We start from the raw sequence: 26,509 nt of genomic DNA on the forward strand, positions 1-26,509 counted from the left end.
AGAAGAAGAGAAGAGCACAACCATGACCACGACACGCCTGCGACGGGGCGCGGCCCTGGCCGCCGCCCTGCTGGGTGCCACGCTCGTCCTCTCCGCCTGCGGTGGCACCAGCGAGGACCCCGGCCGTACGACTCCTGAGAAGCGCACGGTCACGGCCGGCAACGGCACGGTCGAGGTGCCCGCCGCCCCGCAGCGGATCGTCACCATCGGCAACACGACACTTCCGCTGATCGACATGGGTGGCAAGCCGGTCGGCGTCACCGAGGTGGGCGCCTCCGAGCTCGGCCTCATTCCCCAGGAACAGAAAGCCACGTTCGAGGCGGCCACGACCCTCGGCGCCAGCGGCGACCAGGTCGACATGGAGAAGCTGGCCGGTCTGAAGCCGGACCTCATCCTGGCCCAGCTCCCCGACAGCGAGTTCGAGCAGATCAAGAAGCAGCTGGAGACGGTCGCCCCGACGGTCTTCTGGGGCCTCGACGTCGAGTGGAAGGCCCTCGCCGACGGGCTCTCGCAGGCGAGCAACCTCAGCGACGGCCTCAGCGGGCAGAAGGCGCAGTTCCAGGAGAAGATCGCCTCGATCAAGAAGACGTACAGCGCGCTCATCGCCGGCACCAAGTTCGTCAACGTGGACCGCTGGGACAGCTCCGATCCCGGAACCTTCTCCGTGGCGGACTTCGGGTGCGTCGAGATCGCCCAGGGTGACCTCGGCATGAACTTCCCCCAGGCGGCCGCGGGCGCGGACCCCCTGGGCTGGACGGCCCTGCCGTTCGAGCAGATCGCGGGGCTGTCCAAGTACGACGTGATCACCTATCCCGTCGACGCCGCGGGCCAGCCCAAAGCGCCCTTCGCGCCGGTGGTCGCCACCAACACCTGGAAGGCGCTGCCGGCCGTGAAGTCCGGTCGCGCGCTCGGCGTCTTCTGCCCCGGCAACAACTCGTACGGTCCCGTCCTGCAATATCTGGAGTCGCTCGACAAGGCGCTGGCGACCCTGCCCGCCAAGGAGTGACTGCACGCCGTCACGCCGGGCTGGTCGTCGCGCTGGCCGCCCTGCTGGTCCTGCTGGTGCTCAGCTTCATGATCGGGTCGACGGCGATCGCGCCGTCGGTGGTGTGGGACGCGCTGGTGCATCCCTCGGCCGACATCGACCAGTTCGCGATCCGTGACTACCGGCTGCCGCGCACCGTCGTCGGCCTCGTGGTGGGCGCGGCGCTCGGCCTGTCGGGCGCGCTGATCCAGGCGCTCACCCGCAACCCGCTGGCCGACGCGGGCATCCTCGGCGTCCACGCCGGCGCGTCCTTCGCGGTGACGGTCGCGGTGGGACTGCTCGGAGTCCGCGAGATGGGTGGCTACATGTGGTTCGCCTTCGTGGGAGCCCTGATCGTCACCCTCCTGGTGCTCGCGCTCGGGTCGACCAGGCAGGGGCGGTCGCCGGTGGTCATGGTGCTGGCCGGGGTCTGTGTCAGCGCGGTGCTCGGTGGCGCCCGGGAGGCGCTCCAATTGGCCGACCCGGAGGCCTTCGACGCGATGCGCTCGTGGAACGCCGGCTCCCTCGCGGGCCGCCCGCTGGAGGTGGTGTGGCCGATCCTGCCGTTCTTCGCGGTGGCCCTCGTCCTGGCCTTCGCGGTGTCGGGTCCGCTCAACGCCATGGCTCTTGGTGACGAGCTGGCGGTCGCTCACGGCGTACGGCTGGCCCGGACCCGGATCCTCGCCATCCTCTCGCTCACCCTGCTGGCCGGCGGAGCGACAGCGATCGCCGGTCCCATCGCCTTCGTCGGGCTCATGGTGCCGCACGTGGCCCGCTGGATCGCCGGGCCGCACCAGCGCTGGATCTTCGCCTACAGCGTCCTGCTGGCACCCCTGCTGGTGCTGGCCTCCGACGTCCTCGGGCGCGTCGTCATGCACCCGAGCGAGATCCCCGTCGGCGTCGTCACCGCGTTCGTCGGCGCTCCCGTTCTCATCGCGCTGGTGCGGCGCAAGAAGGCGAGCGGGTTGTGAGCACCGTGGACTTCGGGCGGCGCGTGCTGGTGCTGCGGCGGCGGGGGATCGGGGTACGTCTCGAGGGGCGCTCGGTCGTCGTCTGCGCCGTGCTCGCACTGGCCGTGGCGGGCACGGCGGTGCTCGCGCTGATGACCGGGTCGTACCAGCTCGGTCCCGGGCAGGTGTTCTCCGCGCTCACCGGCGGCGAGACCGGACTCGTCCACGACATCGTGGTCGAGTGGCGGCTGCCCCGGGTGGTGGCGGCGCTGGTGTTCGGCGCCGCGCTCGGCGTGTCGGGCGCGGTCTTCCAGTCGACCCTGCGCAACCCGCTCGCCGACCCCGGCGTCATCGGGTTCTCCCAGGGCTCCTTCACCGGAGCGCTGGTCGTGATCCTGGTCGTCAACGGCTCCTACTGGCAGCTGGTCGGCGGGGCGCTGGTGGGTGGCATGGCCACGGTCCTGGCCGTGTACGTGCTCGCCTATCGGCGCGGGGTGCAGGGATTCCGGCTGATCATCGTCGGCATCGGCGTCGCCGCCATGCTCGAGTCGTTCAACACCTGGCTGATCCTCAAGGCGGAGCTGGAGCAGGCGATGGCCGCGGCCGCGTGGGGCGCCGGATCGCTCAACGGCGTGTCCTGGAACCAGGTGGCCGTCGGCGGCGCCTGCATCGCTGTGCTCCTGCTGACGGCGGCCCTGTTGAGCCGGCCGATGCGGCAGATGGAGCTGGGCGACGATGCCGCCGCCGCCCACGGGGTGCGGGTACCGGCCGTACGCCTCGGTCTGATCGTGGTCGGAGTCGCGCTGACCGCGACCGTGACCGCCGCGTCCGGTCCGATCGTGTTCATCTCCCTGGTCGCCCCGCAGATCGCCCGCCGGCTGGCGCGCACGGCGGGGATCACCCTCGCGCCGGCCGCCCTCGTCGGCGCGCTGCTGTGTCTGGCCGCGGACTACATCGCCCAGCACGTCGCACCCAGTCCGCTGCCGGTGGGGGTCGTCACCGTCATGCTCGGCGGCGGATATCTGGGCTGGCTGCTGTTCACCGAAGCGAGGCGACGACTGTGAAGGCATCCCGGCTCCACGTCGAGGGGGCATCCCTCGGGTACGACAAACGCGCCATCAGCGAGGGCCTGTCGGTGTCGATACCGGACGGGTCGTTCACGGTGATCGTGGGCCCGAACGCGTGCGGCAAGTCGACGTTGCTGCGCGGGCTGGCCCGGCTGCTCAGGCCGAGCGCGGGCCGGATCGTCCTGGACGGCGAGGACATCCGCTCCTACCGGACGAAGGAGGTGGCCCGGCGGGTCGGATTGCTGCCGCAGACCGCGATCGCGCCCGCCGGGATCACCGTCGCCGATCTGGTGGCGCGCGGCCGATATCCGTACCAGGGCCTCGTCCGGCAGTGGACCGAGGACGACGAGCGGGCCGTGGCCCGGGCGATGGAGCAGACCGCGGTCATCGGCCTGTCCGCTCGCCTGGTGGACGAGTTGTCGGGTGGCCAGCGGCAGCGGGTGTGGGTGGCGATGGCGCTCGCCCAGCACACCGGCATCCTGCTGCTGGACGAGCCGACCACCTTCCTCGACATCACCCATCAGATCGAGTTGATGGAGCTGTTCACCGACCTGCACCTCGCCGGGCACACCATGGTGGCGGTGCTGCACGACCTGAACCACGCCGCCCGCTACGGCACGCACCTGATCGCGATGAAGGACGGCCAGGTCGTCGCCGAGGGCCCGCCCGACCAGGTCGTCACGGTCGAGCTCGTGGAAAAGGTGTTCGATCTGCGGTGTCTGGTGGTGCCCGACCCGGTGGCCGGCACCCCGCAGGTGGTGCCGCTGGGGCGGGACCGCCGTTGACGAGCCGCGATCCGAAGGGGCTGGGGCGCGGACCGTTGACCCGCGGGCTGCCCGTTCTGCTGCACACTCCCGCCGAGCCGCCGAGAACCCCGCCGTTGGAGGGCCGGCTGCTGCCGCGCCTGATCTTCTCGCTGCCGCGGGTCACCGTGCCCGCGATGCTGTTCGCGATCGTGTGGCAGGTGGGCGAGTCGGCGGTCCCGGTGGTGATGGGGCTCGCCATCGACCGGGCGCTGGCGACCGGGGACGCGCGACAGCTGGGGCTGTGGCTCGGCGTGCTGATCGCCGTGTACGTCGCCTTGACGTCGGCCGCGAAGCTCTGTCTGCGGCTGACCGCCTACGCGGTGCAGCTGCTGCAGCACCGGCTCCGCGGCGCCCTCTCGACCGGTGTGCTGCATCCCGTCGACGGAACTGCCCGCGCGCCCGAGGGCAGTGTCGTGTCGCTGATGACGAACGACGTCGCCCGCCTGGCCAACGCGGTGATCCTGGCCATCATGCCTGTCGCGCGGATCGCGTCCATGGGATTCATCGCCGTGTCACTGCTGGCGATGCACTGGCCGCTCGGGCTCGTGGTGCTGATCGGGGCGCCGGTCGCGGTCTGGCTGATGGGCGTGCTCAGCGAGCGGTTCTCGCGGGACACCCGCGAATATCAGGGGCTGCTGGCCGCCACCGTCGGGCGGGCCACCGACCTCGTCGCCGGCTATCGCGTCGTCAAGGGGATCGGCGTCCGCGCCGAGGCCGAGGCGACCAGGCGTTATCGGCAGGCGAGTCAGGAGACCCTCGCCGGCGCGGAACGCAACGCGGGGCTGCTGGGCCGCTTCCTCGTGGGCTCGGGCGTGGTCACCGGCGTGTTCGTCGCGACGGTGATGGGGCTGGCGGGCTGGTTCGCCGTGGACGGGCGGCTGAGCGCCGGCGAGCTGATCGCCGCGGTCGGCCTCACCCAGGCGCTCCTGCCGCAGATCGAGTCGATCGCGAACGTGTCGATCCCCAACCTGGCCGGTGCCCGGGCGGCGGCCGCGCGCGTCAGGGAGGCCCGGCCGGACGACGGCGCCGCCACTCCCGCCACCGGCGAGGTCGCGCCACTGCCCGTGCTGGAGGTGTCCGGACCAGGCCCATCGGTCCGGGTCGAGCCGGGTGAGCTCGTCGGGGTTCTGACCGACGATCGCACCGCGGCCCGTCTGGCCGGCGCCCTGCTGAATCCGTGGAGTGCCGACGAGGTCCAGGTCCGGCTGGACGGACTCGCGGTGCGGGAGCTGTCTCCGGCCGCGTACCGCTCCCGGGTCACCGTCGCCCCGCACCGGGTGACGTTGTTCAGCGGCACCATCCGCGACAACCTCGTCGTCACCGGGGATGCCGCACTCCGCGCGGCCGCCTGCGACGACTTCGTCACCGATGTCGACGCTCCGGTCGGTGAGGACGGCCACCGCCTCTCCGGCGGCCAGCGCCAGCGGATCGCGCTCGCCCGCGCCCTGTCCGGCGACGCGCCCGTGCTCGTGCTCCACGACCCGACCACCGCCGTCGACCCGGTCACCGAGCACGCGATCGCCGGGCGGCTGCACGACATCCGCCGGGGACGCTCGACGCTGCTCATCACCTCGGCCCCGGCGCTGCTCGGCGTCTGCGACCGCGTCGTCGAGGACCCGAGGAGAGCACAATGACCGGGCTGCCGGCCGCGGGCGGCCGGGAGACCGCCCGTGAGGTGTGGCGGCTCAGCCGCGGGCACCGGCTGCGGCTGGCCGCGACCGGCGTGCTCGGGATCGTCAGCACCGGCGCCGGCCTGATCCCACCCGTGGCGATCGGCTATCTCGTCGACCGCGTGCGGGCGGGCACGGCCGGCGCCGGCACCGTCCTGGCCGTCACCGCCGTCATGGCCCTCGCGGCAGTCCTCGGCGCGGTGGGCACCGCGGTGACGATCGTGCTCGCCACCCGCGCCTACCACACCATTCTGGCCGCGCTCCGCGAGCGGCTCGTGGGTCACGCCCTGACCCTTCCCCAGCATGTCGTCGAGCACGCCGGCACCGGCGATCTGATCTCCCGGACCAGCGACGACGTCACCGCCGTGGCCGACGCCGCGCCGGCGGTGATCCCGGCGCTCACCGTCACCGGCTTCACCATCGTCGTGTCGGTGGGCGGGCTGGCCGCGCTGGAGTGGCCGTACGCCGCCGCCTTCGCCGTCGTGCTGCCGGTCTACGCGCTCGCCATGCGCTGGTACCTGCGCACCGGGCCGGGGGTGTACCGCGACGAACGTACGGCGATGAGCGCCCGGGCCCAGCAGATCCTCGAATCCCAGCGCGGCTACGCCACCGTGCTCGGCTTCGGGCTCGCCGACCAGCGGCACCGGGCCGTGATGACCGCCTCCTGGGCCGTCGCGGTGCGGTCGCTGCGCGCCCGGATCGTCCAGAGCATGCTCAGCGCCCGGCTCAACCTCGGCGAATGCCTGAGCCTGGCCGCCGTCCTCGTCGCCGGCTTCGTCCTGGTCGACCGGGGCGCGTCGACCGTGGGCGGCGCCACCACCGCCATGCTTCTCGTGCTGCGCCTGCTCGGCCCGGTCAACGAACTGCTGTTCGTGATCGACACCCTCCAGTCGGCCCTGGCCTCGCTGAACCGCATGATCGGAGTCGTCACCATCCCGGCCGCGCGGATCAAGGACAGGACCGCTTCCGCCGTACGGCTCCAGGGGATCACTTTCCGCTATGGCGACGGCCCTCCCGCCCTCGACGATGTCAGCTTCGCCATCGCGCCCGGCGAACACGTCGCGGTCGTCGGCGCTTCGGGAGCCGGAAAGAGCACGCTCGCCGCGGTGATCGCGGGAATCCTGCGGCCCGGGGCCGGAACCGTGACCCGGCCGGGCCGCACCGCGGTGATCACACAGGAGGTGCACGTGTTCGCGGGAACCCTGCGCGAGAACCTGACACTCGCCGCCCCCGAGGCCACCGATCGCGACATCCAGGCGGCGCTCGGCGCCACCGGCACCGCCGGGCTCGCCGACCTGTTGCCCGACGGCATCGACACGGTGGTCGGCGCCGGAGGCCATCCGCTCACCGACGCGCAGGCGCAACAGATCGCCCTCACCCGGCTGCTTCTCGCCGACCCGGAACTCGCCATCCTCGACGAGGCCACCGCCGAGGCCGGATCGGCGCAGGCGGGCCCGCTCGACCACGCCGCCCGGGCCGCCCTGGCCGGGCGCACCGGCCTGATCATCGCCCATCGCCTCACGCAGGCCGCCGCATGCGACCGCGTCATCGTCATGGACCACGGCCGCATCGTGGAGACCGGCACACACCAGGAGCTGACCGGCTCCGGCGGCATCTATGCCGAACTGTGGAAGGCTTATCGTGTCGAGATCGAGGTGACCGAGGGGCGGCGCGGGCGATGACGGCAGCCAGGCCGATGGTGGTGAACGCCGGCACCCGCGATGGGGTGGCCGGCCGGCCGGACCGGGACGGTTCCGCATGACCACGTTTGTCGGCCGCCACGAGGAACGCGCGGCTCTCGATCGTCTGATCGTGGCCGTCGGCGCCGGCCAGAGTCAGGTGCTCGTGCTGCACGGTCCCGCCGGCGTCGGCAAGTCCGCCCTGCTCGACTACGCGCGGCAGAACGCCGCCGGTCTTCGCGTCCTGCGGGTCGGCGGCACCGAGTCCGAGATGGAGCTGGCCTTCGCCGCCGTCCATCAGCTGTGCCTGCCGCTGCTCGACCGGCTGCCGGACCTTCCCGCACCCCGCCGCCAGGCCCTCGAGACGGCGTTCGCCCTGCGGGTGGGAGCACCGCCGGACCTGCTGCTCGTCGGTCTGGCCGTGCTCGAGCTCCTGTCGTACGCCTCGGAGAGCCGCCCGCTGCTCTGCGTGATCGACGATACCCAGTGGCTCGACCGGGCCTCGGCGCAGATCTTCGGCTTCGTGGCCCGGCGGCTGCTGGCCGAGCCGATCGGTCTGCTGTTCGGCACCCGGGTCCCGGGCCCCGAGATCCGCGGCTTGACCGAGCTGGCGATCACGGGTCTGCGCGACGACGACGCACACACCCTGCTCGACTCGATCACCCGCGCGTCGCTCGACCGGGGCATCCGCGACCGGATCGTCGCGGAGAGCCAGGGCAACCCGCTCGCTCTGATCGAGCTGCCGCACGGACCGAGCCGTACGCGGATCGCCGGTGGCCTCGGACTGCTCGACGCCGACAGCTTGCCGGGCCGCATCGAGCAGAGCTTCCTCGACCGGGTCCGGGAACTGCCCGCCCCGAGCCGCCTGCTGCTGCTCATCGCGGCCGCGGAGCCGGTCGGCGACCCCGACCTGGTGCTGCGGGCGGCCGAACGGCTCGGCGTCTCGCCGGCCACCGCCGACACGGACGGTCTGCTGAGCCTGGCCGAGCGGGCCACCTTCCGGCACCCGCTGGTGCGCTCGGCCGTGTACCGGGCGGCCGAGCCCCGCGACCGCCGGGCCGCGCACCTGGCCCTGGCCGAGGCCACCGACCGGCAGGACGCGGCCGACCGGCGCGCCTGGCACCTCGCCGCGGCCGCGTCCGGCCCCGACGAGGCGGTCGCCACCGAACTGGAGAGGTCGGCCGCCCAGGCCCAGGCCCGGGGCGGAATGGCCGCGGCGGCCGCCGCCCTCCGGCGTGCGGTCGTCCTGACCGCCGATCCGCGGCGGCGCACCGGCCGGCTGCTCGCGGCCGCCGAGGCCTGCCTGCGGGCCGGCGACCTCGACGAGGTGCGGCGACTGCTGAGCGTCCTCGGCGAGCAGCAGGTGGACGCGCTCGCCGCCGGCCGGGCCATGGCGCTGCGAGGACAGGTCGCCTTCGCGTCCGGTCACGGTCGCGAAGCCACGGAGCTGCTGCTGGCCTCGGCCCAGCGCCTGGCGACCGTGGACGGCCAACTCGCCCGCGACGTCTTCATGTCGGCGTGGGGCGTGGCGATCTCGGTCTCGCAGCCCGAGAGCCTCCGGGCGGTGTCGGCCGCGGCGAGGGCGCTGCCGCCGCCGCCGGACCCGCGCCCGATCGATCTTCTGCTCGACGGCCTGACCCTGCTGGTCACCGAGGGACGCGCCGTCGCGGCCGCCGCGCTGCGGGAGGCCGCGAAGGTTCTCATGGACATCTCGGCCGACGACGTCGTGAAGTGGGGCTGGGTCGCGGCGGGCGCCGCCGGCGCGATCTGGGACGACGACGCGATGCGGGCCATGTACGCCCGGCAGGCCCGCGTCGTGCGGGAGGCCGGTGCGCTCACCGACCTGCCGTACCACCTCTCTTCGTTGTGCCTCATCACGTCCTGGAGCGGAGACTTCCAGGCCGCGTCCGCCCTCATGGCCGAGGCCGACACGGTTTCCCAGGCGATCGGCAGTCCGATACCGCCCTACGCCCAGCTGCGCCTGCTCTCGCTCCAGGGGCGCGAGGCCGAGGCGGCCCAGATCATCGGGCCCACCATCACGAGTTCGACCGCCGCCGGCTTCGGCATGGGTGTCGTCGCGGCCAACTGGGCGGCAGCCGTCCTCTACAACGGACTGGCCCGTTATGCGGAGGCGCTGCGCGCGATCGAGTCCACCGGGGACTTCTCGGACCCGACGATCTCCACCTGGGTGCTGCCGGAACTGGTGGAGGCCGCGGTTCGCGTGGGCGAATCGGAGGTGGCGCTCGACGCCCTGGCCCGGCTCGTCACGGAGACTCAGCCGTTCGCCACCCCGTTCGCGCGGGGCATCGAGGCGCGCACCCGGGCACTGCTGGCCGAGGGCGAGGTCGCGGCCGAGTGGTACGCCGAGGCGATCGAGAAGCTCGGGCAGACCGGCCTGCGCCCGGAGCTGGCGCGGGCCCATCTGCTGTACGGCGAGTGGTTGCGCCGCGAACGGCGGGGCGGGGACGCCCGCGAACACCTGCGTACGGCGTACGACATGTTCGTGACGATCGGGATGGAGGGATTCGCCGAGCGCGCGCGCCGGGAGCTCCTCGCCACCGGCGAGACCGTGCGGAGACGTGAGGTCGCGCCGGCCGCCGGCGTGGAGCTGACCGCTCAGGAGCGGCAGATCGCCCAGCTGGTCCGGGACGGCTTCACCAACCCGGAGGTGGCGGCGCGGCTGTTCCTCAGCCCGCGCACCGTCGAGTGGCACCTGCGCAAGGTCTTCGGGAAGCTCGGCGTCACCTCCCGGCGGCAGTTGCGCGACGCGTTTCCGGTCAGCCCTTGACGGCGCCGGTGAGGCTGAACGCTCCGCCGAGCGCCTTGGACACCGCCGAGTACAGCAGGATCACCGGCACCGTGTAGAGGATCGAGAAGGCGGCGAGCTGGCCGTACGCCACCTGCCCGTACTGGGAGAAGAAGGTGTAGATGGTCACCGAGGCCGGCTGCTTCTCCGGGCTGAGCAGCAGGATGAACGGAACGAAGAAGTTTCCCCACTGCAGCACGAAGGTGAAGATGAAGACGACCGTGAGGCCGGGGACCATCAGCGGCAGCACGATGCGGTGCAGCGACTGGAACCAGCCCGCGCCGTCGGTCCAGGCGGCCTCCTCCAGGCTGAGCGGCACGCTGTCCATGAAGTTCTTCATCATCCAGATGGCGAACGGCAACGCGGACGCCGTCATGAACGCGATGGTGGCCGGCACCGAGTCGACGAGGTTGAACCGGCTGTACATGGCGTAGACGGGCACCATGACCGCGGTGATCGGCAGCCCGGTCGCGAACAGGATGGCGTAGAGGAAGCCGCGGCCGAACCGGTTGCGATAGCGCGACAGCGGATACGCGGCGAACGTCGCGACGGCGGCCGTGACGATGGCCGTGCCGCCGGAGATGATCAGTGAGTTGAGCATCGGGCGGAAGACGGTCTCGGGCGTGAGCACGTCGGAGAAGTTCGCCAGTGAGAACTGGCCGGTGAGTTCCGCCGAGAGCCCCGAGTGCGGCTGGATCGAGGCGATCAGCAGCCAGGTGAACGGGAGCAGGAAGCAGATTGCGATCAGCAGGAGGGCCAGATACGTCGCCAGTCGCCGGGCCATCTCAATCCTCCAACCGGATCAGCCGCAGGTAGATCGCGGAGAAGATGGCGCCGACGGCGAGCAGGACGAGCGCCATCGCGGTGCCGTAGCCGAGTTCGTAGAACTTGAACGCCTGCTCGTACATGTAGAGCGGCGTGGTCTGGCTGGCCGTGCCGGGCCCTCCGCCGGTCATCACGAAGATCAGGCCGAACGCGGCCAGTGTCTGCAGGGTGATGAGCATGAGGTTGGTGACGATGGAGCGGCGGATCAGCGGCAGCGTGACGTGGCGCAGCCGCTGCCAGCCGGAGGCGCCGTCGATGGCGGCGGCCTCCAGCAGGTCGGGAGGCACCTCGGAGAGCGCGGCGTCGTAGACGAGCATGCTGAACGCGGTGCCGCGCCACACGTTGGCCAGGATGACCGCGAGCATCGGCGCGGTGTAGAGCCAGTTCTGCGACATCCCGACGTTCTGCAGCAGCTCGTTGAGGGTGCCGGTGCGGTGCAGGAAGGCGTACCAGCAGAAGGCCGCGACCGTTTCCGGCACCGCCCACGCGGCCAGCACCAGCCCGGTGACCATCGTGCGGGTGGCCCGGTGGCGTCCGCGCAGCAGCAGGGCGATCAGCAGGCCGAGGGTGTTCTGGCCGATGACCGCCGAGCCGACCACGAACACCAGTGTCAGCAGGATCGAATGCCAGAACGACGGGTCGTTCATCAGCCGTTCGAAGTTGTCCAGGCCGATGAACTCGACGGTGCCGCTGCCGCTGAGCGCGGAGTTCGTGAACGCGGTGTACAGGCTCCACAGCATCGGGCCCACGAAGAAGAGCGCGAGCAGCAGCAACGCCGGCAACAGCGGTACGAGGAGGCGCAGGACGCGGCCGCGGTCCCGGCGGGGCGCGCTCGCCGGAGCGTGCACCGCCGGGGGCCGCGTCGGGGTCGTGGCCGTCACGCCTCAGCCACTCACTTTGTCGGCGCCGACGGCGGCCTTGACGGTGTCGCCGTAGGTGGCCATGGCCTGATCGGGCGTCTGCTGGCCGGTCATCACCGCCTCCATGGCGACCTGAATGGCGTTGGAGACCCGCGGGTACTCCGGATAGGCGGGCCGGAAGTGGGTCACCTGCACCAGGTCGGTGAAGAACTCGAGGGTCGGATTCGACTTCAGGTACGCCGGATCCTCCGCCACGTCCTTGCGCTCGGCGATCTGGCCGGCCGCGATGTCGTACGCCAGCGAGTTCTCCTTGTTCAGTGCGAGGGTGACGTAGTCGAACGCGGCCTGCTTGTCCTTGGCGTGCGAGCCGACCGACAGCACCCAGCCGCCGGACATGCTGGTCGAGCCGGGAGCCTGGCCGTTCTGGGTGGGCATCGGGGCCTGGCCGAGCACCTTGGACCACTCGGGCCAGGGCTTGGCGCCGGTCTCGATCCAGTTCCCGCTCTGCCACGAGCCGTTCAGGTCGATGGCGATCTTGTTGTTCGGGATCAGCTCGGAGTTCAGCCGCGTACCGAAGTTCGGGTCGAGCGCGTCCTGCACCTCAGGGCCGAGCTTCTCGCCGTACACGGTCTTGACGAAGTTCAGGGAATCGAGGAAGCCGGGTGTATTGACCAGCCACTTCTTGCTGTTCTCGTCGTAGAGGGTGTCCGCCGTGCCGTACAGCAGCATCTCGAAGCCCTGCATGCTGGCGGCCTCGCCGGCGCCCTTGCCCGAGAAGACGTTCATCGGGATCACGCCGGGCAGCTTCTGCTTGACGGTGCGCGCGGCCGTCAGCACGTCGTTCCAGGTCTTCGGTTGCCAGGGCACCGGCAGCCCGGCCTTGGCGAACAGGTCCTTGTTGTACCAGAGGGCGCGGGTGTCGGTGCCCATCGGTACGCCGTAGATCTTGCCGTCCAGGCCCTTCGCGGCCGCCTTCGACGCGTCGGTGAACTGGCTCCAGTCGGCCCATTTGTCCAGGTAGCTGTCGAGCGGTGTGAGGAAGCCGGCCTGGATGTCGGTGTTCACCAGGAACGTGTCCTCGTAGAGGATGTCCGGCGCGGTGTTGGGGGACCGGTTCATCAGGGTGAGCTTGGTGTAGTAGTCGTTCTCGGACGCCTCGATCGGCAGCAGCTTCACGGTCCAGCCCGTGTGGGCCTGCTCGAACTCGCCCTTGACCTTGTTCATCAGGTCGTCCATCTGAATGAAGGTCCCGAACTTCTGGTACGCCACGGTGAGGGTCTTCGATTCGCTGTCGCCGCCCGATCCGCCGGAGCACGCCGTGGTCGCGCTCAGGGTCAGGGCCAGCAGTGCGGCCAGGAGAGTTCCGGTGCGTCGTCGCATACTCTTCCCCCTGGTTCTGAGAACGTATACATAGAAGCTAATCAACGAGTTCCGGCGGGGTCAAGAAGGGATAATTGGTGCGGCAACCCACCATGCGCGACGTCGCGAAGGCGGCCGGTGTCAGCCCGGCGACGGTCTCACGGGTCGTGAACGACGAGCGCTACATCCGGCCCGAGACGCGCGCCGCCGTGGAGCGCGCCATCGCCGAGCTCGGCTTCCACCGCAACGAGATCGCCCGTACGCTGCGGCCCGGCCAGACCACGAACACCATCGCGCTGGTCATCGAAGACCCGGGCAACCCGTTCTGGTCGGCCATCATCCGCGGCGCCGAACAGATCGCCCGCCGCCACGACCACCTGCTCGTCGTCGGCAGCACCGGCCAGGACTACGACCGGGAACGCGATCTGCTGCGTGACCTCGTCCGCCGCCGCGTCGACGGCCTGCTCGTCGTGCCCACCGCCCACGACCACCACGACCTGCACCGGGAACTGACCCGCCGGGCGCCCATGGTCTTCATCGACCGCGTTCCGCCAGGCGTGCCGGCCGACTCGGTGGTGCTCGACAGCTTCGGCGGCGCCCGCCGCGCCGTCGCCTATCTCGCCTCGGCCGGCCACCGGCGCATCGCGTTCCTCGGCGGCGACCCGGCCGTGCACACGGGCGCGGCCCGCCAGGCCGGATATCGGCAGGCGCTGGCCGACGCGGGCCTGCCGTTCGATCCGGAGCTGATCAGCCTCGGCAACCACACGGTCGAGGACGCCACCCGGTCGGCCGCGGCGCTGCTGGCCGGGCCGGCGAAGGCCGACGCCGTGTTCGCCGACAACAACCGCCTCTGCGTCGGGGCGCTGCACGCGGCGGCCGCGCATCACGGCGACGTGGGAATCGGCGGATTCGACGACGTCGAACTGGCCGACCTGTTGCCCCGCCCGGTCGCCCTGGCGACGTATGACGCCGTCGACCTGGGCCGGCAAGCGGCGACCCTGCTGTTCGAGCGCATCGGTGGCAGTGCCGAGGACGTACGCCAACTGGTCCTTCCGACCACGCTGGTGCACCGCGGGCGGGCGCGGCCTTAGCCGCGCCCGCGCTCAGACGGTCTCGAGGGCCGCGGCTCCGAAGGACACGCTGAATCGTTTGCACCAGATGCTGACGCTGGTCAGCTCGTCGAGATCGGCCCCGGCCGGGACCGCGTAGGTCTGGTTGCCCTTGTTCCCCTTGAGCCGTCCCAGTTCGAGCCACTCGCCGTCGTCGAAGACCCGCCAACCGGCGGCGCCGCCGCGAACGGGCTGGTCGGACAACCAGACCCGCAGATCGGGGCCGTTGGAGGTGTCGAGGCCGACGAGTTCGACCACGAGGCCGTCCGGATGCCGGATCAGCCGGGCGACACCGGTGGTCGTGTGCTCGTGGCTGATGAAGGTTCCCCGGCGCAGCAGGGCGGGCCCCGGAGTCGGTGCCGCCACCGGCGCCGAGGGCCCGGGCGCGGCACGGCTCGGCACTATCGGCTCGGTGATGGCCTCGTCGACCTCGCGGTCGGTGAACAGCTTCCACGGCTGGAACCAGAACAGGCCGGCCCCGCCGGCGAGGCCCAGGACCACCGCCACGATCCAGGCGATCGGCTTGAGAGAAGAGCGCACAGGCACGCGATCAGTACACCCCGCCCGCGCCGCGAAAGACCTTACCGAGCGATGACGGTTGTACCAAAGGGCGTGGATCCGATGCCCTGGCTGGATTCCCCGTTCAGGCGACGATGACGGTCTTGCCGGACAGCTCGCCGGCGGCGGCCCGGGCGTGCACGGTGGCCAGCTCGGCCAGCGGCACCCGCTCGGCCACGTCGACCCGCAACTCGCCCGCGTCGACCAGCGACACCAGGTGCGCGAGCTGGGCGGCGTCGCTGCGGACGAAAAGGTCGATCCCTCGTACGTCCCGTGCCTCGTCGGACGGCGCGGGCATCCAGACCGTCGTGTTGACCAGGACGCCGCCGTCGCGGATCAGCCCGGCCAGCGAGGTCAGCCGCTCCGGCTCGACCGGGGCCAGGTTGAGCGCCACGTCGACCGGCCCGGTCACCTCGTCGAGGGTGCGCAGGCCGTCCTGGCTGCGAGGGCCGTTGACGGCGATGACCTCGGCGCCGGCGTTCCGGGCCAGCTGGGCGGCGTAGGAGCCGACCGCCCCGCGGGCGCCGTTGATCAGCACCCGCTGCCCGGCGGTGAGCTTCGCGTGGTCGAAGAGTGCCTGCCAGGCGGTCAGGCCCACAGTGGGCAGCGCGGCCGCGTCGGCCAGCGGGATGCTGGCCGGCGCCGGGGCCAGGATCTCGGCCGGGGCCAGGACGTACTCGGCGGCGGCGCCGTCGTCGGTCATCGGCAGGAAGCCGACGACCCGGTCACCGGCCTGGACGGCGGTCACGCCCTCGCCCAGCTCCTCGACCGTGCCCGAGACGTCGATGCCGGGCGTGTGCGGCAGCGTCACCGGGATCGGGCCTTGCATGAAACCGCCGCGGATGTTGCCGTCGACGCCGTTGAACGACGTGCCGGCGACCCGGATCAGGACCTGGCCGGCGGCCGGGGCGGGGCGCTCGGTGTCCTCGTAACGCAGGACGGTCGAGTCGCCGTACTCGTGGAAGCGCACTGCCTTCATGGGAGCCTTCTCTCTCGTCAAGTGCTTCGTATTCGAAGCACTCCTTGACCATACTAGGCTTCGAATTCGAAGCAACAGGGGTTTGGTGTGACCTGGCCTACAGCGGGTGGCGGAGCTTCTCGTCGCTCGCCGAGCCGGGCACGGCGGTGAAGAAAAGCAGAATCTGGCGCTCGTCGGGATCTACCAGGACATGGTGGTACAGCTCCAGCTCGCCCAGGTGGCTGTGCCGGTAGCGCTGGAGGCGGGAGCCGGCGTCCGGACAGCCGTCAATCAGCAGGCCCACCGCGGGTGGCGTCCGTAGCAGCACCTCGCCGAGGCTCGAGAACACGATCGCCGGGTGGTCCGGCAGTCGCTCGACGAGGTACGCCAGAAAAGGCCCGACACGTTCCCGCTCCACTCGTCCAGAGTGATCCGAACCGGGGTGATGGTGAATGGCGCGGTTATCCACGGATCTTTTGTCCGTGGATAACCGTCACGTGGCGCTCAGGCGCCGGAGCTTCTCCTCGCTCGGTGAACCGGGCTCGGCCAGATAGACCAGCAGTTCCTGGCCCTCGTCGGGGTCGATCAGCCGCCGGGCGTACAGCTCGAGCTCGCCGAGCTCCGGGTGCTGGTAGCGCTTGAGATCGTGATGATGGACGAGGCCGACCTCGTGCCGCCGCCAGACCTCGGCGAACGCGGGGCTGACGGACAGCAGCGCGTCGACGATCTCGCCGGCCGTTCCGGTGGGGTCGGCCGTGTACGCCGCGCGGATCTCCGCGGTGAAGACCCGGCCCCGGATGTCGTGGTCCTCCTCAGGGAAGAGCGCGCGTTGCGCCGGATCGGTGAACCAGCGGTAGACCAGGTAGCGGTCCATGCCGCGGTAGCTGAGGTAGTCGCCCAGCAGCGCGACCGCCGGCCGGGTCTGCAGGAGCGCCTCGCCGAACCGGGAGAGCACGATCGCCGGCGTGTCCGACATGCGCTCGACGATCCGGCGCATGGCCGGGCTGGCCTGTTCGTCCCGCAGCGCGCGCCGCGGCGCCGAGTGGCCGCCGAGCTGGAACAGATGATCGCGCTCGTCCGGGCCGAGCCGGAGGCCGCGGGCCAGCGCGGCCAGCATCTGCTCGGACGGCATCGGGCCGCGCTGCTGCTCGAGGCGGCTGTAGTAGTCGGCCGACATGCCGGCCAGCACCGCGACCTCTTCCCGTCGCAACCCGCCGGTGCGGCGCCGGGAGCCTGGAGGCAACCCCACGTCCTCCGGCCGCAGCGCCTCGCGCCGGGCCCGCAGGAAGTCGGCCAGCAGCGCCCGATCCATCCCGCCGCTCCTCACTCGGCCCGGTTGCGGCCGGCGCGCGGCTTGGCGGAGCGAGGCGGGGTGGCGCGCATGTGCTCGCGCACCCGGCCGAGCACGCTGCTCAGGGTGACGATGTCACGGCCCTCCATCGGGTCGAACAACAGCTGCCGTACGCGTTCCACGTGCCCCGGCAGCACGTGCGCGATGAGAGCCCGCCCCGCGTCGGTGACCGTGACCATGACACTGCGCTCGTCGTCCGGCGACGGCGCGCGGGTGACCAGGCCGCGTTTCTCCAGGAGCCCGGCCTGATAGGTCAGGCCGCTGCGGCTGTACACCACACCGTCGGCCAGGTCGGTCATCCGCAGCCGGCCCTCGGCCGAGTCGACCAGCCGGGCCAGGATCTGGAACTGGACGTAGCTCAGATCGCCGTCGGCGCGCAGGTGCTCGTCCACCGCGTACTGCAGGAGGCTGCTCACTTCCATGAGCGCGAAGTAGGCCCCGAGCTGCTCCGAGCTCAGGCCGGGGGACGGATCGCTCACCCGGCGAGCTTACTTGCTTAGAATTCGAACGATCAAGCCGCACCGCCGGTGTGACCTGAGCAACTGCCGTTCATGCGGTGCCGTGTCGCCTCGTCTCCGTTGTCATGAGAATCTTCCTCGCCGGCGCGTCCGGCGCGATCGGCCGTCACCTCGTCACCCACCTTCTGGCCCGCGGTCACGAAGTCGCCGGGGCGACCCGTTCGGCCGCCAAGGCCGGCCGCCTCCGTGCCCTCGGCGCCGAACCGGTCGTCGTCGACGCGCTCGACCCCGAGGCGGTGGCCGAGGCCGTGGCCAAGGCCGAGCCGGAGGTGGTCGTGCATCAGATGACGGCGTTGAGCGGTCCGCCCGACTTCCGGCGCGCCAAGCAGATGGCGGCGGCCACCGATCGGCTGCGCACCGTGGGCACCGACCACCTGCTGGCCGCCGCACGTGCCGTCGGGGCGCGCAAGTTCGTGGCGCAGAGCAACGCGATGTGGATGGAACGCGCCGGCGGCCCGGTCGCCGACGAGAGCGGCCGGATCGAGCCGAATCCGCCGGCCGACGCCGAGGACTCCGTGGCCGCGCTGCGCTATGTGGAGTCGGCGGTGACCGGAATCGGGTGGGCCGAGGGCATCGTGCTTCGTTACGGTGGCTTCTATGGCCCCGGCACCGGCGTCGAGCTCGCGCCCGGCGCGGCCATGGCCGGGCAGATCCGCCGGCGGAAGTTCCCGATCGTGGGTGGTGGCGCCGGCATCTGGTCGCTGGTGCACATCCTCGACGCCGCGTCGGCCACGGTCGCGGCCGTCGAGCGCGGCCATCGGGGCGTCTACCACGTCGCCGACGATGATCCGGCGCCGGTGGGGGAGTGGCTGCCGGAGCTGGCCCGTGTGCTCGGCGCCAAGCCGCCGCGCCGCCTTCCGGTCTGGCTCGTCCGCATGCTGGCCGGTGAGGCCCCGGTGAACATGATGACCCAGGCTCGGGGCATCTCCAGTGAGAAGGCCAAGAGCGAGCTGGGCTGGACGTTGCGTTATCCGAGCTGGCGTACCGGCTTCGCCGAGGGACTGGGCTGACCGGTGCCGTCCGCCGACCTCTACGACGAGCTGCGCCCGCGGGCGTTCGCCATCGCGTACCGCATGCTCGGCAGCGTGAGCGAGGCCGAGGACATGGTGCAGGAGGCGTTCCTGCGCGTGCATCAGACGCTGGGACGGGACGAGCGGATCGCTTCGCCCCGGGCGTACGTCGCCACACTGGTCACCCGGCTCGCCATCGACCAGCTCCGCTCGGCCCGGGCACGCCGTGAGCGGTATGTCGGCGAGTGGCTTCCGGAGCCGTTGGTCACCGATCCGTCGCCGGCCGACCGGGCCGAGACCGCCGACTCGCTGTCGCTGGCCTTCCTGGTCCTGCTGGAGACCCTGTCGCCGGGGCAGCGCGCCGCGTTCCTGCTGCGCGAGGTGTTCGACTATCCGTACGCCGAGGTCGCCGGCATCATCGGCACCGACGTCGACACGACCCGGCACATGGTGGCCAAGGCCCGCGCCCACGTCCAGGAACGCCGGCCGCGATATCACGCCTCCCGGCAGCAGCGGGAAGAGCTGGCTCGGCGGTTCTTCGCCGCCGCCGGGCAGGGCGACCTGCGGGCGCTGGAGGCGCTGCTGGCGCAGGACGTGGTTCTGCGTGGCGACGGTGGCGGCAAGGTTCCCGCGCCGGCGCGGCCGGTCAACGGCCGCGAGCGTGTGGCACGGCACCTGCTGACCGCGATGGCCATCGCGGGAGCTCATGACGGCGTACGTCTGGAGATCGCCGAGGTCAACGGCCGGCCCGGCGCGATGGTCCGCGACTCGCGGAACCGGCTTTTCGGTGTGCTGGCCCTCGATGTCGCCGACGGGGCGATCCAGGCCATCCACTCCGTCGTCAACCCCGACAAGCTCCGCCACCTCGACGAGGTCAGCGACCTGGGCGCCCGGATCCGCGCCGGCCGCCCAGGCCGGTAGCTGGTCGGTCAGCTCGCCGTGCAGGTGGTGCCGTCGACGAGGAACGAGGCCGGTCTCGGGTTGCTGCCGCTGTACGAGGCGGTGAAGCCCACGCTGACCGACGAGCCGGGAGCCACCGAGCCGTTCCAGGACTGGTTGGTCACGGTGACGCGGGCGCCGGTCTGGCTCCATTGCCCGGACCAGCCCTGGGTGATTTTCTGATTGCCCGGGAAGTCGAAGGCGAGGGTCCAGGCCGGCCACGCGGACGTGCCGGTGTTGGTGATGGCCACCGATCCGCTGAAGCCGGCGCCCCAGTCGTCGGTGCTGTACGCGACCTGGCACCCCGGGCCCGGAGTCGGAGTCGGAGTCGGAGTTGGCGTCGGAGTTGGCGTCGGCGTCGGAGTGGTGGGCGTCGTCGCGCCGGGTTCCTGGCCCCAGATCCGGGTGCCCGCCTCGTACAGCGGAACCTTCGGATTCACCGCGGTGCCCGGCAGATAGGACGGATCGTTCGCCGGATCCCACGTGCCGCCCTCGGCCACGCCGATCTTGAACTGCACCTCCATGCGGTACGCCGACTGACCGGCCGGCGCGATCGTGTGCCCGGCGCAGTTCACCTCGACGTACCAGACGTCGCCGGAGTACTGCTTCGCGGTGGACGGCGCCGGGCAGCCCTGCGTGTAGCCCGGCGTGACCTGCGGGGTCGCCGCGCCCTCCGTGCGGAAGTAGTAGCGGTACGACGATGCGGTGAGCGCCCGCGCCGGGAACGCCGACTTGTTGTAGACCATGACCTTGAGGGCGGTGGCCCGCGGCTCGTTCTGCATGACCGTGGTCTCCACCGTGATCTCGTCCAGGTCCGGCGTCTCGGCGACCGGGAAGCCGCCGGCGGGCGCGCCGCCGTACTCGCCGTAGAGCCGGGCCAGGGCCGAGGTGAAGCCGGCGTTGTAGTCGACGGCGACCTCGTTCATCACGTAATCGGTGCGGACGTCCTGATAGGCGTCGTTGGGCGAGGACGGCCCGCCGACCAGGGCCCCGTACAGCACGTGCCGGGTGTTCGCCGGCGTGCTGCTGTTGTCCCACCAGGAGCCGTGCGCCGTCCGGTGGTGCGGGTTCTGCGGGGCGCCGGTGCCGAAGCCGACCATGTAGCTGGACCCGCGCGGGTTGTCGCCGAGCGCGTAGTTGATCTGCCGGACCGCGAAGTCGTGGTAGCGGGCCTTGCGCACCGGGTCGGTGAGCTGGTCGCTGTAGACCAGCGCGGCGAACGCGGTGTTGGCCGCGTACCGCAGCGACCCCCAGCTGTCGAGCACCGCCTGGCCGCCCGGCGAGTACCGCACCTTCTCGCCGTTGACGCCGACGGTCCACCAGTCGAGCCAGCGGTCGGCGTCGTCGACGTACTTCTGCTTGCCGGTCAGGGCAGCCAGCAGCACGTACGCCCCGAACTGTTTGTTGTCCCAGGCCAGAGTCCATTTGTACGAGCGGGTCGTGGTCTGCGGCTCGGTGCCGAGGGCGTCGTACTCGCTCTCCGCCTTGGCCAGATACGCGGCGTCGCCGGTCGCCCGGTACAGCCAGATGGCGCCCCACACCAGCTCGTCCTGATATCCGCTCCAGGACTTGTAGAAGGCGGCGGCGTCGGTGACGCACTCGCTGTACGCCTTGCGCACCGTGTCCGCGAAGGCGTACAGCTGCCGAGCGTGGGTGAGCAGCTTGTCGGCGTACGCCGCGTCGGTCGGCCGGAACACCATCGAGCTCGCGGCCATCGCGGCCGCCGTCTCGCCGGCGAGGTCCGAGCCGCCACAGCTGGCGTCGATCTTGTACGCCGGACGCGCCATCGGCATCACCTCGGCCGGGCCCCACCATTTGTGGTCGTCGTCGCCCTTGCCCACCTGCCCGTAGAGCACGGAGGCCGAGGGGTGCGCCTTGATGAAGTAGTCGTTGGGCACCCGCAGGTTGTTGAGGAAGGTGCTGAGCTGGCCGGACGCGGCGTACGCCTCGCGGTTCTCGACCGCGCCCCAGGCCAGCATCGTGGTGGTGAACGCCATGGGGAAGCCGAACTTGACGTGGTCGCCGGCGTCGAACCAGCCGCCGGTGAGGTCGAGCCCCACATCGGAGCCGTCCGTCATGGCGGCGTCGCCGCGCCACGACACCTGGCTCCACGCGGGCTTCCGGCCGGCGATCTGCGCCTGGTAGAAGAACATCGACTTCTGCAGCGCCTCGCCGTAGTCGAACGCGGGCGCCGCCATGGCCGGCCGCCCGCCAGGGCCCACTGCGAACGCCGCCGCCGCGAGCGCGACGGTCACGACCGCCACCGCGGAGCGCCGGTACCAGGAATTCCACCGCATGAGGCCCGCCTTATCGACATCCGTTGATGGGAGCGCTCCCAGCACCTTAACACCACCGCCACGGTGAGGAGTTGCCTGTTGACAACGCGGCGTCGCGAGTACGGTGGTCAGCATCACCGTCCACAGGGGTTGGCAAAGCGGAGGTAAGGCGTGCCGGTCACAGGCCAACGCGTCGTGCGACGGGCATTGGGGCGGCGGTTGACGCGGCTGCGCACGGGCTCCGGCATGAGCCGGCGTGATGTGGTCGACGCGCGGCTGGGCATCTCTGAGCCGACGCTGCACCGCATCGAGACGGGCAAGGTCCCGGTCACCGGGGCCAACGTCCGCGCGCTGTGCTGGCTCTACGGTGCCGACCCGAGCATCACCGACGCCCTCGCCGACCTCGCGCTGGGCACCTCGCAGCAGGAGTGGTGGGACGCCAGCCCGGTCATTCCCGAGTGGTTCAAGCTCTATGTCGGGCTGGAGGCGTCCGCGTCCCGGATGTTCGGCTACGACGGCGAGGTCGTTCCCGGCGAGCTGCAGACCCCGGAGTACGCCCGGGCCATCTTCGGCGCCGAGCAGCCGGCCGATTCGGAGGTCGCCGAGCGCCACATCAACCTTCGCATGCAGCGGCAGAAGACGCTCTTCGGCCGTACCCCGCCGATCCGTCTCGTGACGGTGCTCGGCGAGGGGGCGCTGGCCCGGCCGGTCGGCGGCGAGCAGGTGATGAAGGGGCAGATCGAGCATCTGCGGCGGCTGTCCGGACAGGACACCATCGACATCCGGGTGCTGCCGTTCTCCGTCGGGGCGCACGCGGCGATGGCCGGCGCCTTCCGGATCCTGGAGTTCGACGACCCCGACGATCCGGACGTGGTCTACCTCGAGTCCCACATCGGCGCGCTCTATCTGGAGGAGCAGGTCGAGGTGGACGAGTACCGGCGGGTCTTCGAGCTCATCAGCAAAGACGCCGTGCCGGTCGCGGAGTTCTTCTGACGAGCTAGTCGGTGAGGAGCCGGTCGAACTCGCCGCGCTTGGCGCCGAACAGGAACGAGTCCCACTCGTCGGTCGTGAACACCACGGTGCCGGCCTCGCGGGCCTTGCTGTTGCGGACCTCGATGAGGCCGTCCTGGCGGCGGGCCTCGACGCAACTGCCGCCGTTACCCGTCGACCTGCTGGAAATAATCCAGCCGGTTTCGCTGCTCATCTGTGCCCCCGCCCCTGGAGTTATTGCTGTAAGTGACTGAGCTGACACCGCTCCGATGTCCATCTGAAGTGCGGAATCGGACGCCCGGAACTTTCACCACGAAAGCGGCGCCACTTACGGTAGCCGAAAGTCGCCGCCGATGCATCCTGTCATCGTGAGACCTGTCCTCGTGAAATCTTGCACGGGCCCCGGCCCGCTGTCATGATTCCACTGTGGCGCTCGGTGATCCCTCGCCATCGACTCGACAGCCAGCTGGTCCGCCGCAGTTCTGAGAGGACGGCCGATGCGGATCCTCGATCACGCAGCCGCCGGCGCGGCCGCCTCCGACGTCGCCCACCTCCAGGCCCGCATCGATCAGCTGGCGGCCCACGTCCAGCAACTGGAGCAGGAGCGCGCCTCACTGCGATGGATGGCCGGCCACGACGAGCTCACCGGCCTCGCCAACCGCCGCCTCTTCCACGCGCTCGCCCCGGAGCTGCTGCGCGACGACGATCGCTCGCCGGCTGTCGTGATCCTCGACCTCAACGGCTTCAAACCGATCAACGACACGTACGGGCACGACGCCGGCGACGAGGTCCTCCGCCTGGTCGCCCAGCGCATGGCCGCCTGCCTCGGCGACCATCTGGTGGCCCGGCTCGGCGGTGACGAGTTCGCCGCCCTGCCGCGCGCCCCGCACGCCGGCGTTCCGGACACGTGGTGGCACGAGGTGGCCGGCTCGCTGAGTGCGGCGATCGCGCCGCCGATGGGGGTGCGGGGACAGACCCTGGCCGTCACCGCCTCGATCGGCGTCGTCCCGGCCGGGCGCTCGGCCGACCTTCCCGACCTGCTGCGCCGGGCGGACCGGGCGATGTTCAGCGCCAAGCGACACGCGAAAGCGACCGGCCGGACCGGCATCACCTGGGTCGTGGCCACCGAGAGCGGCGACCACACCGAGACGTACGGGCCGGCCGCCCCGGAGCCGGCGGTGCCATGCCGGCCGGGTGACCCGGTGTGGGTGCACCGCAGCGGCGCCCGGCGGGCCGGAGTGGTCGAGAGCGCCTGCGAATGGGCGGCCCTGGTCCGCTACCGATGCCCGAACGGCGCCGGCACGATGGTCGACACGATCCCCACGACCGCTCTCACGAGCCGGGCCGAAGCCGATCCGTACCTGGACCAGCAGTCGTCCGTCTACTGGTGACCGGGCGTCAGCCCACCGTCAGCACGATCTTTCCGCGCAGCCCACCGGCCAGCACCCTCCGGTGGGCGTCGGCCGCTTCGGTCAACGGCATCGTCTCCGCCACGCGCGTGCGCAGCTCGCCCGCCGCCACCTGCCCCACCAGGCCGGCCAGCAGCTCGCGGTCGAGCCGGATGAGCTGCAGCTCCTGGCGCACGCCACGGGCCGGGACGAAGTCCGGCGTGGGCCGGGTCACCACCACGATCCCCCTGTCCTCGACGGCGGCGGCCGCCGCCGCGCCGAGCGGGATCGCGTCGAACACCGCGGCCACCGGCCCCACAGTGGACAGATTGGCGGAGCGGGGGACGACCTCGTGAGCGCCGAGCCCGTGCACCCACTTCTCGTCGTCGTGGCTGGCCTGCGCCAGGACGCGGTAGCCGCTCCGGACCGCGAGCTGGGTGGCGAAGCCGCCGACACCGCCGCTCGCCCCGGTGACCAGAATGCTGCTGCCGGCCGGGAGCATCGCCAGCGACACCAGTGACAGCCCCTGATGCGCGGTCTGTGCGTTGAGCGGCACCGTGGCGGCGGAGACGAAGTCGAGCTCGTCCGGCAACGGCACCAACCACTCCGTGTCGGCGGCCACGAACTCGGCATAGCCGCCCGGCGCGCCCCGGGTCGTGTACCACGGAATCATCCCGGCGACACGATCACCCACGGCGACGCCCTCGGCGCCGGGTCCGGTCGATGCCACCTCGCCGGCGATGTCCCACCCGGGCGAGAAGGGCGGCACGTCCGGCCCGAGAGGGATCTCCCCGGTGGTGGCGGCGACGTCGGCCGGGTGCACGCAGACCGCGCGGACCCGCACCACCACCTGCCCCGGCCCCGCCTCGGGCTCGGGCAGTTCGGTCACCTTCAACACCTCAGGCCCGCCGAGCGCGGCCGCGACGACTCCCAGCACGCGTCCACTCTAGACCCTCGATGCCCGGCGCACATCACGCTCCGTCGCGGAACTCTTGACCATTCGAAGACCGGGGACATAGATTCCAGTAATTACTTCCGGAAGGTTTCCGGAAGTTTCGGATTCTCGTCGCCTGGTCTTATCTCGTCGCCTGGTCTTAAAGGAGTTCCGGTGCGTCTTCGACTTGCCCTCTCTGTTGTCAGCGCCGCGGTGGTGCTGGGCGGACAGCTGACCTTCGCCGGTTCGGCGCCGGCCGGCGCCACTCCGCCGACCGCGAAACCGTCGCCGCCGCCCGCATATCCGGCCGACGCGCTCCGCGCGCTCGCCGACCGCGTGGGCCTGCGCGTCGGCACGGCCGTGAACCCCGACCTGCTGGGCGCCAACGAGAAATACACGCGGATCGCCGCGGAGCAGTTCTCCTCGATCACTCCGGAGAACGCGATGAAGTGGGCCGAGGTGGAAGCCGTCCGCGGGACCTACACCTGGGAGAAGGCCGACCAGGTCGTCGCCTTCGCGAAGAAGAACAGGCAGTTGGTACGCGGCCACACGCTCGTCTGGCACAACCAGCTGCCGGCATGGCTGTCCTCGGACGGCAACACGACCACACTGTCCAACGACGAGGTGAAGGCGGCCCTGAAGAAGCACATCTTCGACCAGGTGCGCCACTTCAAGGGCGACGTCTGGCAGTGGGACGTGGTCAACGAGGCCTTCGACGACAACGGCCAGCCCCGCCAGACGATCTGGTACAAGGCGTGGGGCGGCACCGGCTACATCGCCGACGCGTTCCGCTGGGCGCACCAGGCCGATCCCAAGGCCCTGCTGTTCTACAACGACTACAACCTCGAGTTCACCGGGGTGAAGAGCGACGCCGTGTACGCGATGGTGCGCTCACTGCAGGCGCAGCGTGTGCCGATCCACGGCGTCGGCTTCCAGGGTCACCTCTCCACCCAGTACGGCTACCCCGACCTCACGAACAACCTCGAGCGCTTCGCCGCCCTGAAACTGAAGGTGGCCCTCACCGAGGTGGACGTCCGTACGCGCACCAAGGCGGACGCCGTCAACGAGCCGGTCGACGCGCTCGCCCCGTACGCACAGGAAAGCTATTGGTCCCGCACGCTGCAAGCGTGCCTGGCCGTCCGCGCCTGCGTCTCGTTCACGCCATGGGGCTTCGGCGACGCCTACTCGTGGGTGCCCGGCTGGTTCAGCGACCCGCAGGAGGGCGCCGCCCTGATCTACGACGAGCAGCTGAACCCGAAGGGCCAGTACGACGTGCTGCAGCAGGCGCTGGCCCTCGCCTCCGGCGCCCCACGCCGCTGACACAGGACCGCTGCCGCCGACCCGCAACCGGCGGCAGCGGATCCGGTAGTCCGGCCCTTAGACCGTGTGTCGTTTGGGGTTGTTGAGTAGCAAGGTCATTCGTTGACCTGGC

General features: G+C 71.1%; 24 protein-coding genes. 13 read left to right on the forward strand and 11 right to left on the reverse strand.

Annotation, left to right across the window (positions count from 1 at the left end; genetic code table 11):
• Nucleotides 1–22: 22 nt before the first annotated feature.
• The 7 genes from ACQP2X_RS11630 to ACQP2X_RS11660 all read left to right on the forward strand — a co-directional run bounded on the left by ACQP2X_RS11630 (nt 23) and on the right by ACQP2X_RS11660 (nt 9,984).
• Nucleotides 23–1,006 carry an ABC transporter substrate-binding protein gene (locus ACQP2X_RS11630; protein WP_498696234.1) on the forward strand — a complete coding sequence of 328 codons (984 nt, stop codon included), beginning with the start codon at nt 23–25 and terminating at the stop codon, nt 1,004–1,006.
• A complete protein-coding gene (locus ACQP2X_RS11635; RefSeq protein ID WP_498696235.1) occupies nt 1,003–1,995 on the forward strand; it encodes a FecCD family ABC transporter permease in 993 nt (330 codons plus the stop codon). Before ACQP2X_RS11630 ends, ACQP2X_RS11635 begins: the two co-directional genes overlap by 4 nt.
• Nucleotides 1,992–3,038 (forward strand): FecCD family ABC transporter permease, encoded by a 1,047-nt coding sequence (locus ACQP2X_RS11640; RefSeq protein WP_498696236.1) that lies wholly within the window; start codon nt 1,992–1,994, stop codon nt 3,036–3,038. Before ACQP2X_RS11635 ends, ACQP2X_RS11640 begins: the two co-directional genes overlap by 4 nt.
• Nucleotides 3,035–3,826 (forward strand): ABC transporter ATP-binding protein, encoded by a 792-nt coding sequence (locus ACQP2X_RS11645; protein WP_498696237.1) that lies wholly within the window; start codon nt 3,035–3,037, stop codon nt 3,824–3,826. Before ACQP2X_RS11640 ends, ACQP2X_RS11645 begins: the two co-directional genes overlap by 4 nt.
• Complete coding sequence (locus ACQP2X_RS11650) at nt 3,823–5,481, forward strand: ABC transporter transmembrane domain-containing protein (protein WP_498696238.1); 1,659 nt, start codon at nt 3,823–3,825, stop codon at nt 5,479–5,481. The genes ACQP2X_RS11645 and ACQP2X_RS11650 overlap by 4 nt, the downstream gene beginning before the upstream one ends.
• Nucleotides 5,478–7,199, forward strand: a complete 1,722-nt coding sequence (locus tag ACQP2X_RS11655) for an ABC transporter ATP-binding protein (RefSeq protein ID WP_498696239.1) — start codon at nt 5,478–5,480, stop codon at nt 7,197–7,199. The genes ACQP2X_RS11650 and ACQP2X_RS11655 overlap by 4 nt, the downstream gene beginning before the upstream one ends.
• 76 nt (nt 7,200–7,275) lie before the next feature.
• A complete protein-coding gene (locus ACQP2X_RS11660; RefSeq protein WP_498696240.1) occupies nt 7,276–9,984 on the forward strand; it encodes an AAA family ATPase in 2,709 nt (902 codons plus the stop codon).
• On the opposite strand, the gene ACQP2X_RS11665 is transcribed toward ACQP2X_RS11660, so the two are convergent.
• From ACQP2X_RS11665 to ACQP2X_RS11675, 3 genes are read right to left on the reverse strand one after another with little or no spacing between them, the layout of a single operon-like run.
• Nucleotides 9,974–10,786: a carbohydrate ABC transporter permease gene (locus ACQP2X_RS11665; protein ID WP_498696241.1), complete on the reverse strand. Its 813-nt coding sequence runs from the start codon at nt 10,784–10,786 to the stop codon at nt 9,974–9,976. The genes ACQP2X_RS11660 and ACQP2X_RS11665 overlap by 11 nt on opposite strands.
• Nucleotide 10,787: 1 nt before the next feature.
• Nucleotides 10,788–11,708: a carbohydrate ABC transporter permease gene (locus tag ACQP2X_RS11670; RefSeq protein ID WP_498696242.1), complete on the reverse strand. Its 921-nt coding sequence runs from the start codon at nt 11,706–11,708 to the stop codon at nt 10,788–10,790.
• A gap of 3 nt (nt 11,709–11,711) precedes the next feature.
• Nucleotides 11,712–13,067 carry an extracellular solute-binding protein gene (locus ACQP2X_RS11675; protein ID WP_498696243.1) on the reverse strand — a complete coding sequence of 452 codons (1,356 nt, stop codon included), beginning with the start codon at nt 13,065–13,067 and terminating at the stop codon, nt 11,712–11,714.
• A gap of 77 nt (nt 13,068–13,144) precedes the next feature.
• Between ACQP2X_RS11675 and ACQP2X_RS11680 the strand changes: the two genes are divergently transcribed.
• On the forward strand, nt 13,145–14,137 hold the full coding sequence (locus ACQP2X_RS11680) for a LacI family DNA-binding transcriptional regulator (protein WP_498696244.1): 993 nt from the start codon (nt 13,145–13,147) through the stop codon (nt 14,135–14,137).
• A 12-nt stretch (nt 14,138–14,149) separates the two neighbouring features.
• On the opposite strand, the gene ACQP2X_RS11685 is transcribed toward ACQP2X_RS11680, so the two are convergent.
• The 5 genes from ACQP2X_RS11685 to ACQP2X_RS11705 all read right to left on the reverse strand — a co-directional run bounded on the left by ACQP2X_RS11685 (nt 14,150) and on the right by ACQP2X_RS11705 (nt 17,501).
• Complete coding sequence (locus ACQP2X_RS11685) at nt 14,150–14,701, reverse strand: DM13 domain-containing protein (RefSeq protein WP_498696245.1); 552 nt, start codon at nt 14,699–14,701, stop codon at nt 14,150–14,152.
• A 97-nt stretch (nt 14,702–14,798) separates the two neighbouring features.
• Nucleotides 14,799–15,692, reverse strand: coding sequence for an NADP-dependent oxidoreductase (locus ACQP2X_RS11690; RefSeq protein WP_498696246.1), 894 nt, complete (start codon nt 15,690–15,692; stop codon nt 14,799–14,801).
• A gap of 97 nt (nt 15,693–15,789) precedes the next feature.
• Complete coding sequence (locus ACQP2X_RS11695) at nt 15,790–16,089, reverse strand: MmyB family transcriptional regulator (protein WP_498696247.1); 300 nt, start codon at nt 16,087–16,089, stop codon at nt 15,790–15,792.
• A gap of 75 nt (nt 16,090–16,164) precedes the next feature.
• Nucleotides 16,165–16,983, reverse strand: a complete 819-nt coding sequence (locus ACQP2X_RS11700) for a helix-turn-helix transcriptional regulator (protein ID WP_498696248.1) — start codon at nt 16,981–16,983, stop codon at nt 16,165–16,167.
• 11 nt (nt 16,984–16,994) lie between these two features.
• A complete protein-coding gene (locus tag ACQP2X_RS11705; protein ID WP_498696249.1) occupies nt 16,995–17,501 on the reverse strand; it encodes a MarR family winged helix-turn-helix transcriptional regulator in 507 nt (168 codons plus the stop codon).
• Nucleotides 17,502–17,605: 104 nt separating this feature from the next.
• Here ACQP2X_RS11705 and ACQP2X_RS11710 point away from each other — a divergent pair, with 104 nt between their 5' ends.
• Nucleotides 17,606–18,550 carry an NAD-dependent epimerase/dehydratase family protein gene (locus ACQP2X_RS11710; protein ID WP_498696250.1) on the forward strand — a complete coding sequence of 315 codons (945 nt, stop codon included), beginning with the start codon at nt 17,606–17,608 and terminating at the stop codon, nt 18,548–18,550.
• A gap of 3 nt (nt 18,551–18,553) precedes the next feature.
• Nucleotides 18,554–19,471 carry an RNA polymerase sigma factor SigJ gene (sigJ, locus tag ACQP2X_RS11715; protein ID WP_498696251.1) on the forward strand — a complete coding sequence of 306 codons (918 nt, stop codon included), beginning with the start codon at nt 18,554–18,556 and terminating at the stop codon, nt 19,469–19,471.
• 8 nt (nt 19,472–19,479) lie between these two features.
• Here sigJ and ACQP2X_RS11720 read toward each other — a convergent pair whose 3' ends face one another.
• Nucleotides 19,480–21,786 (reverse strand): glycoside hydrolase family 9 protein, encoded by a 2,307-nt coding sequence (locus tag ACQP2X_RS11720; protein WP_498696252.1) that lies wholly within the window; start codon nt 21,784–21,786, stop codon nt 19,480–19,482.
• Nucleotides 21,787–22,011: 225 nt separating this feature from the next.
• On the opposite strand from ACQP2X_RS11720, the gene ACQP2X_RS11725 reads away from it, so the two are divergent.
• Entirely contained in the window at nt 22,012–22,758 is a 747-nt protein-coding gene (locus tag ACQP2X_RS11725) for a helix-turn-helix domain-containing protein (protein ID WP_498696253.1), read from the forward strand.
• Between the two features lie 4 nt (nt 22,759–22,762).
• On the opposite strand, the gene ACQP2X_RS11730 is transcribed toward ACQP2X_RS11725, so the two are convergent.
• Nucleotides 22,763–22,969: a DUF397 domain-containing protein gene (locus tag ACQP2X_RS11730; protein WP_203777612.1), complete on the reverse strand. Its 207-nt coding sequence runs from the start codon at nt 22,967–22,969 to the stop codon at nt 22,763–22,765.
• 283 nt (nt 22,970–23,252) lie between these two features.
• Here ACQP2X_RS11730 and ACQP2X_RS11735 point away from each other — a divergent pair, with 283 nt between their 5' ends.
• Entirely contained in the window at nt 23,253–24,146 is an 894-nt protein-coding gene (locus ACQP2X_RS11735) for a diguanylate cyclase domain-containing protein (RefSeq protein ID WP_498696254.1), read from the forward strand.
• A 7-nt stretch (nt 24,147–24,153) separates the two neighbouring features.
• Here ACQP2X_RS11735 and ACQP2X_RS11740 read toward each other — a convergent pair whose 3' ends face one another.
• The gene (locus ACQP2X_RS11740; protein WP_498696255.1) at nt 24,154–25,080 is read right to left on the reverse strand and encodes an NADP-dependent oxidoreductase; all 927 of its coding nucleotides are present in this window, start codon (nt 25,078–25,080) and stop codon (nt 24,154–24,156) included.
• A gap of 171 nt (nt 25,081–25,251) precedes the next feature.
• On the opposite strand from ACQP2X_RS11740, the gene ACQP2X_RS11745 reads away from it, so the two are divergent.
• On the forward strand, nt 25,252–26,397 hold the full coding sequence (locus tag ACQP2X_RS11745; protein ID WP_498696256.1) for an endo-1,4-beta-xylanase: 1,146 nt from the start codon (nt 25,252–25,254) through the stop codon (nt 26,395–26,397).
• Nucleotides 26,398–26,509: the final 112 nt, after the last annotated feature.

The sequence above is a fragment of the Actinoplanes sp. CA-131856 genome (assembly GCF_050956135.1).
Lineage (GTDB): Bacteria > Actinomycetota > Actinomycetes > Mycobacteriales > Micromonosporaceae > Actinoplanes.

Bases quoted from the DNA above. Each gene is read 5' to 3' on its own strand.
- ACQP2X_RS11655 (WP_498696239.1), top strand. From the start codon at position 5,478: ATGACCGGGCTGCCGGCCGCGGGCGGCCGGGAGACCGCCCGTGAGGTG.
- ACQP2X_RS11710 (WP_498696250.1), top strand. From the start codon at position 17,606: ATGAGAATCTTCCTCGCCGGCGCGTCCGGCGCGATCGGCCGTCACCTC.
- ACQP2X_RS11630 (WP_498696234.1), top strand. From the start codon at position 23: ATGACCACGACACGCCTGCGACGGGGCGCGGCCCTGGCCGCCGCCCTG.
- ACQP2X_RS11720 (WP_498696252.1), bottom strand. From the start codon at position 21,786: ATGCGGTGGAATTCCTGGTACCGGCGCTCCGCGGTGGCGGTCGTGACC.
- ACQP2X_RS11735 (WP_498696254.1), top strand. From the start codon at position 23,253: ATGCGGATCCTCGATCACGCAGCCGCCGGCGCGGCCGCCTCCGACGTC.
- ACQP2X_RS11725 (WP_498696253.1), top strand. From the start codon at position 22,012: ATGAGCCGGCGTGATGTGGTCGACGCGCGGCTGGGCATCTCTGAGCCG.
- ACQP2X_RS11660 (WP_498696240.1), top strand. From the start codon at position 7,276: ATGACCACGTTTGTCGGCCGCCACGAGGAACGCGCGGCTCTCGATCGT.
- ACQP2X_RS11665 (WP_498696241.1), bottom strand. From the start codon at position 10,786: ATGGCCCGGCGACTGGCGACGTATCTGGCCCTCCTGCTGATCGCAATC.
- ACQP2X_RS11700 (WP_498696248.1), bottom strand. From the start codon at position 16,983: ATGGATCGGGCGCTGCTGGCCGACTTCCTGCGGGCCCGGCGCGAGGCG.
- ACQP2X_RS11690 (WP_498696246.1), bottom strand. From the start codon at position 15,692: ATGAAGGCAGTGCGCTTCCACGAGTACGGCGACTCGACCGTCCTGCGT.
- ACQP2X_RS11675 (WP_498696243.1), bottom strand. From the start codon at position 13,067: ATGCGACGACGCACCGGAACTCTCCTGGCCGCACTGCTGGCCCTGACC.
- ACQP2X_RS11730 (WP_203777612.1), bottom strand. From the start codon at position 22,969: ATGAGCAGCGAAACCGGCTGGATTATTTCCAGCAGGTCGACGGGTAAC.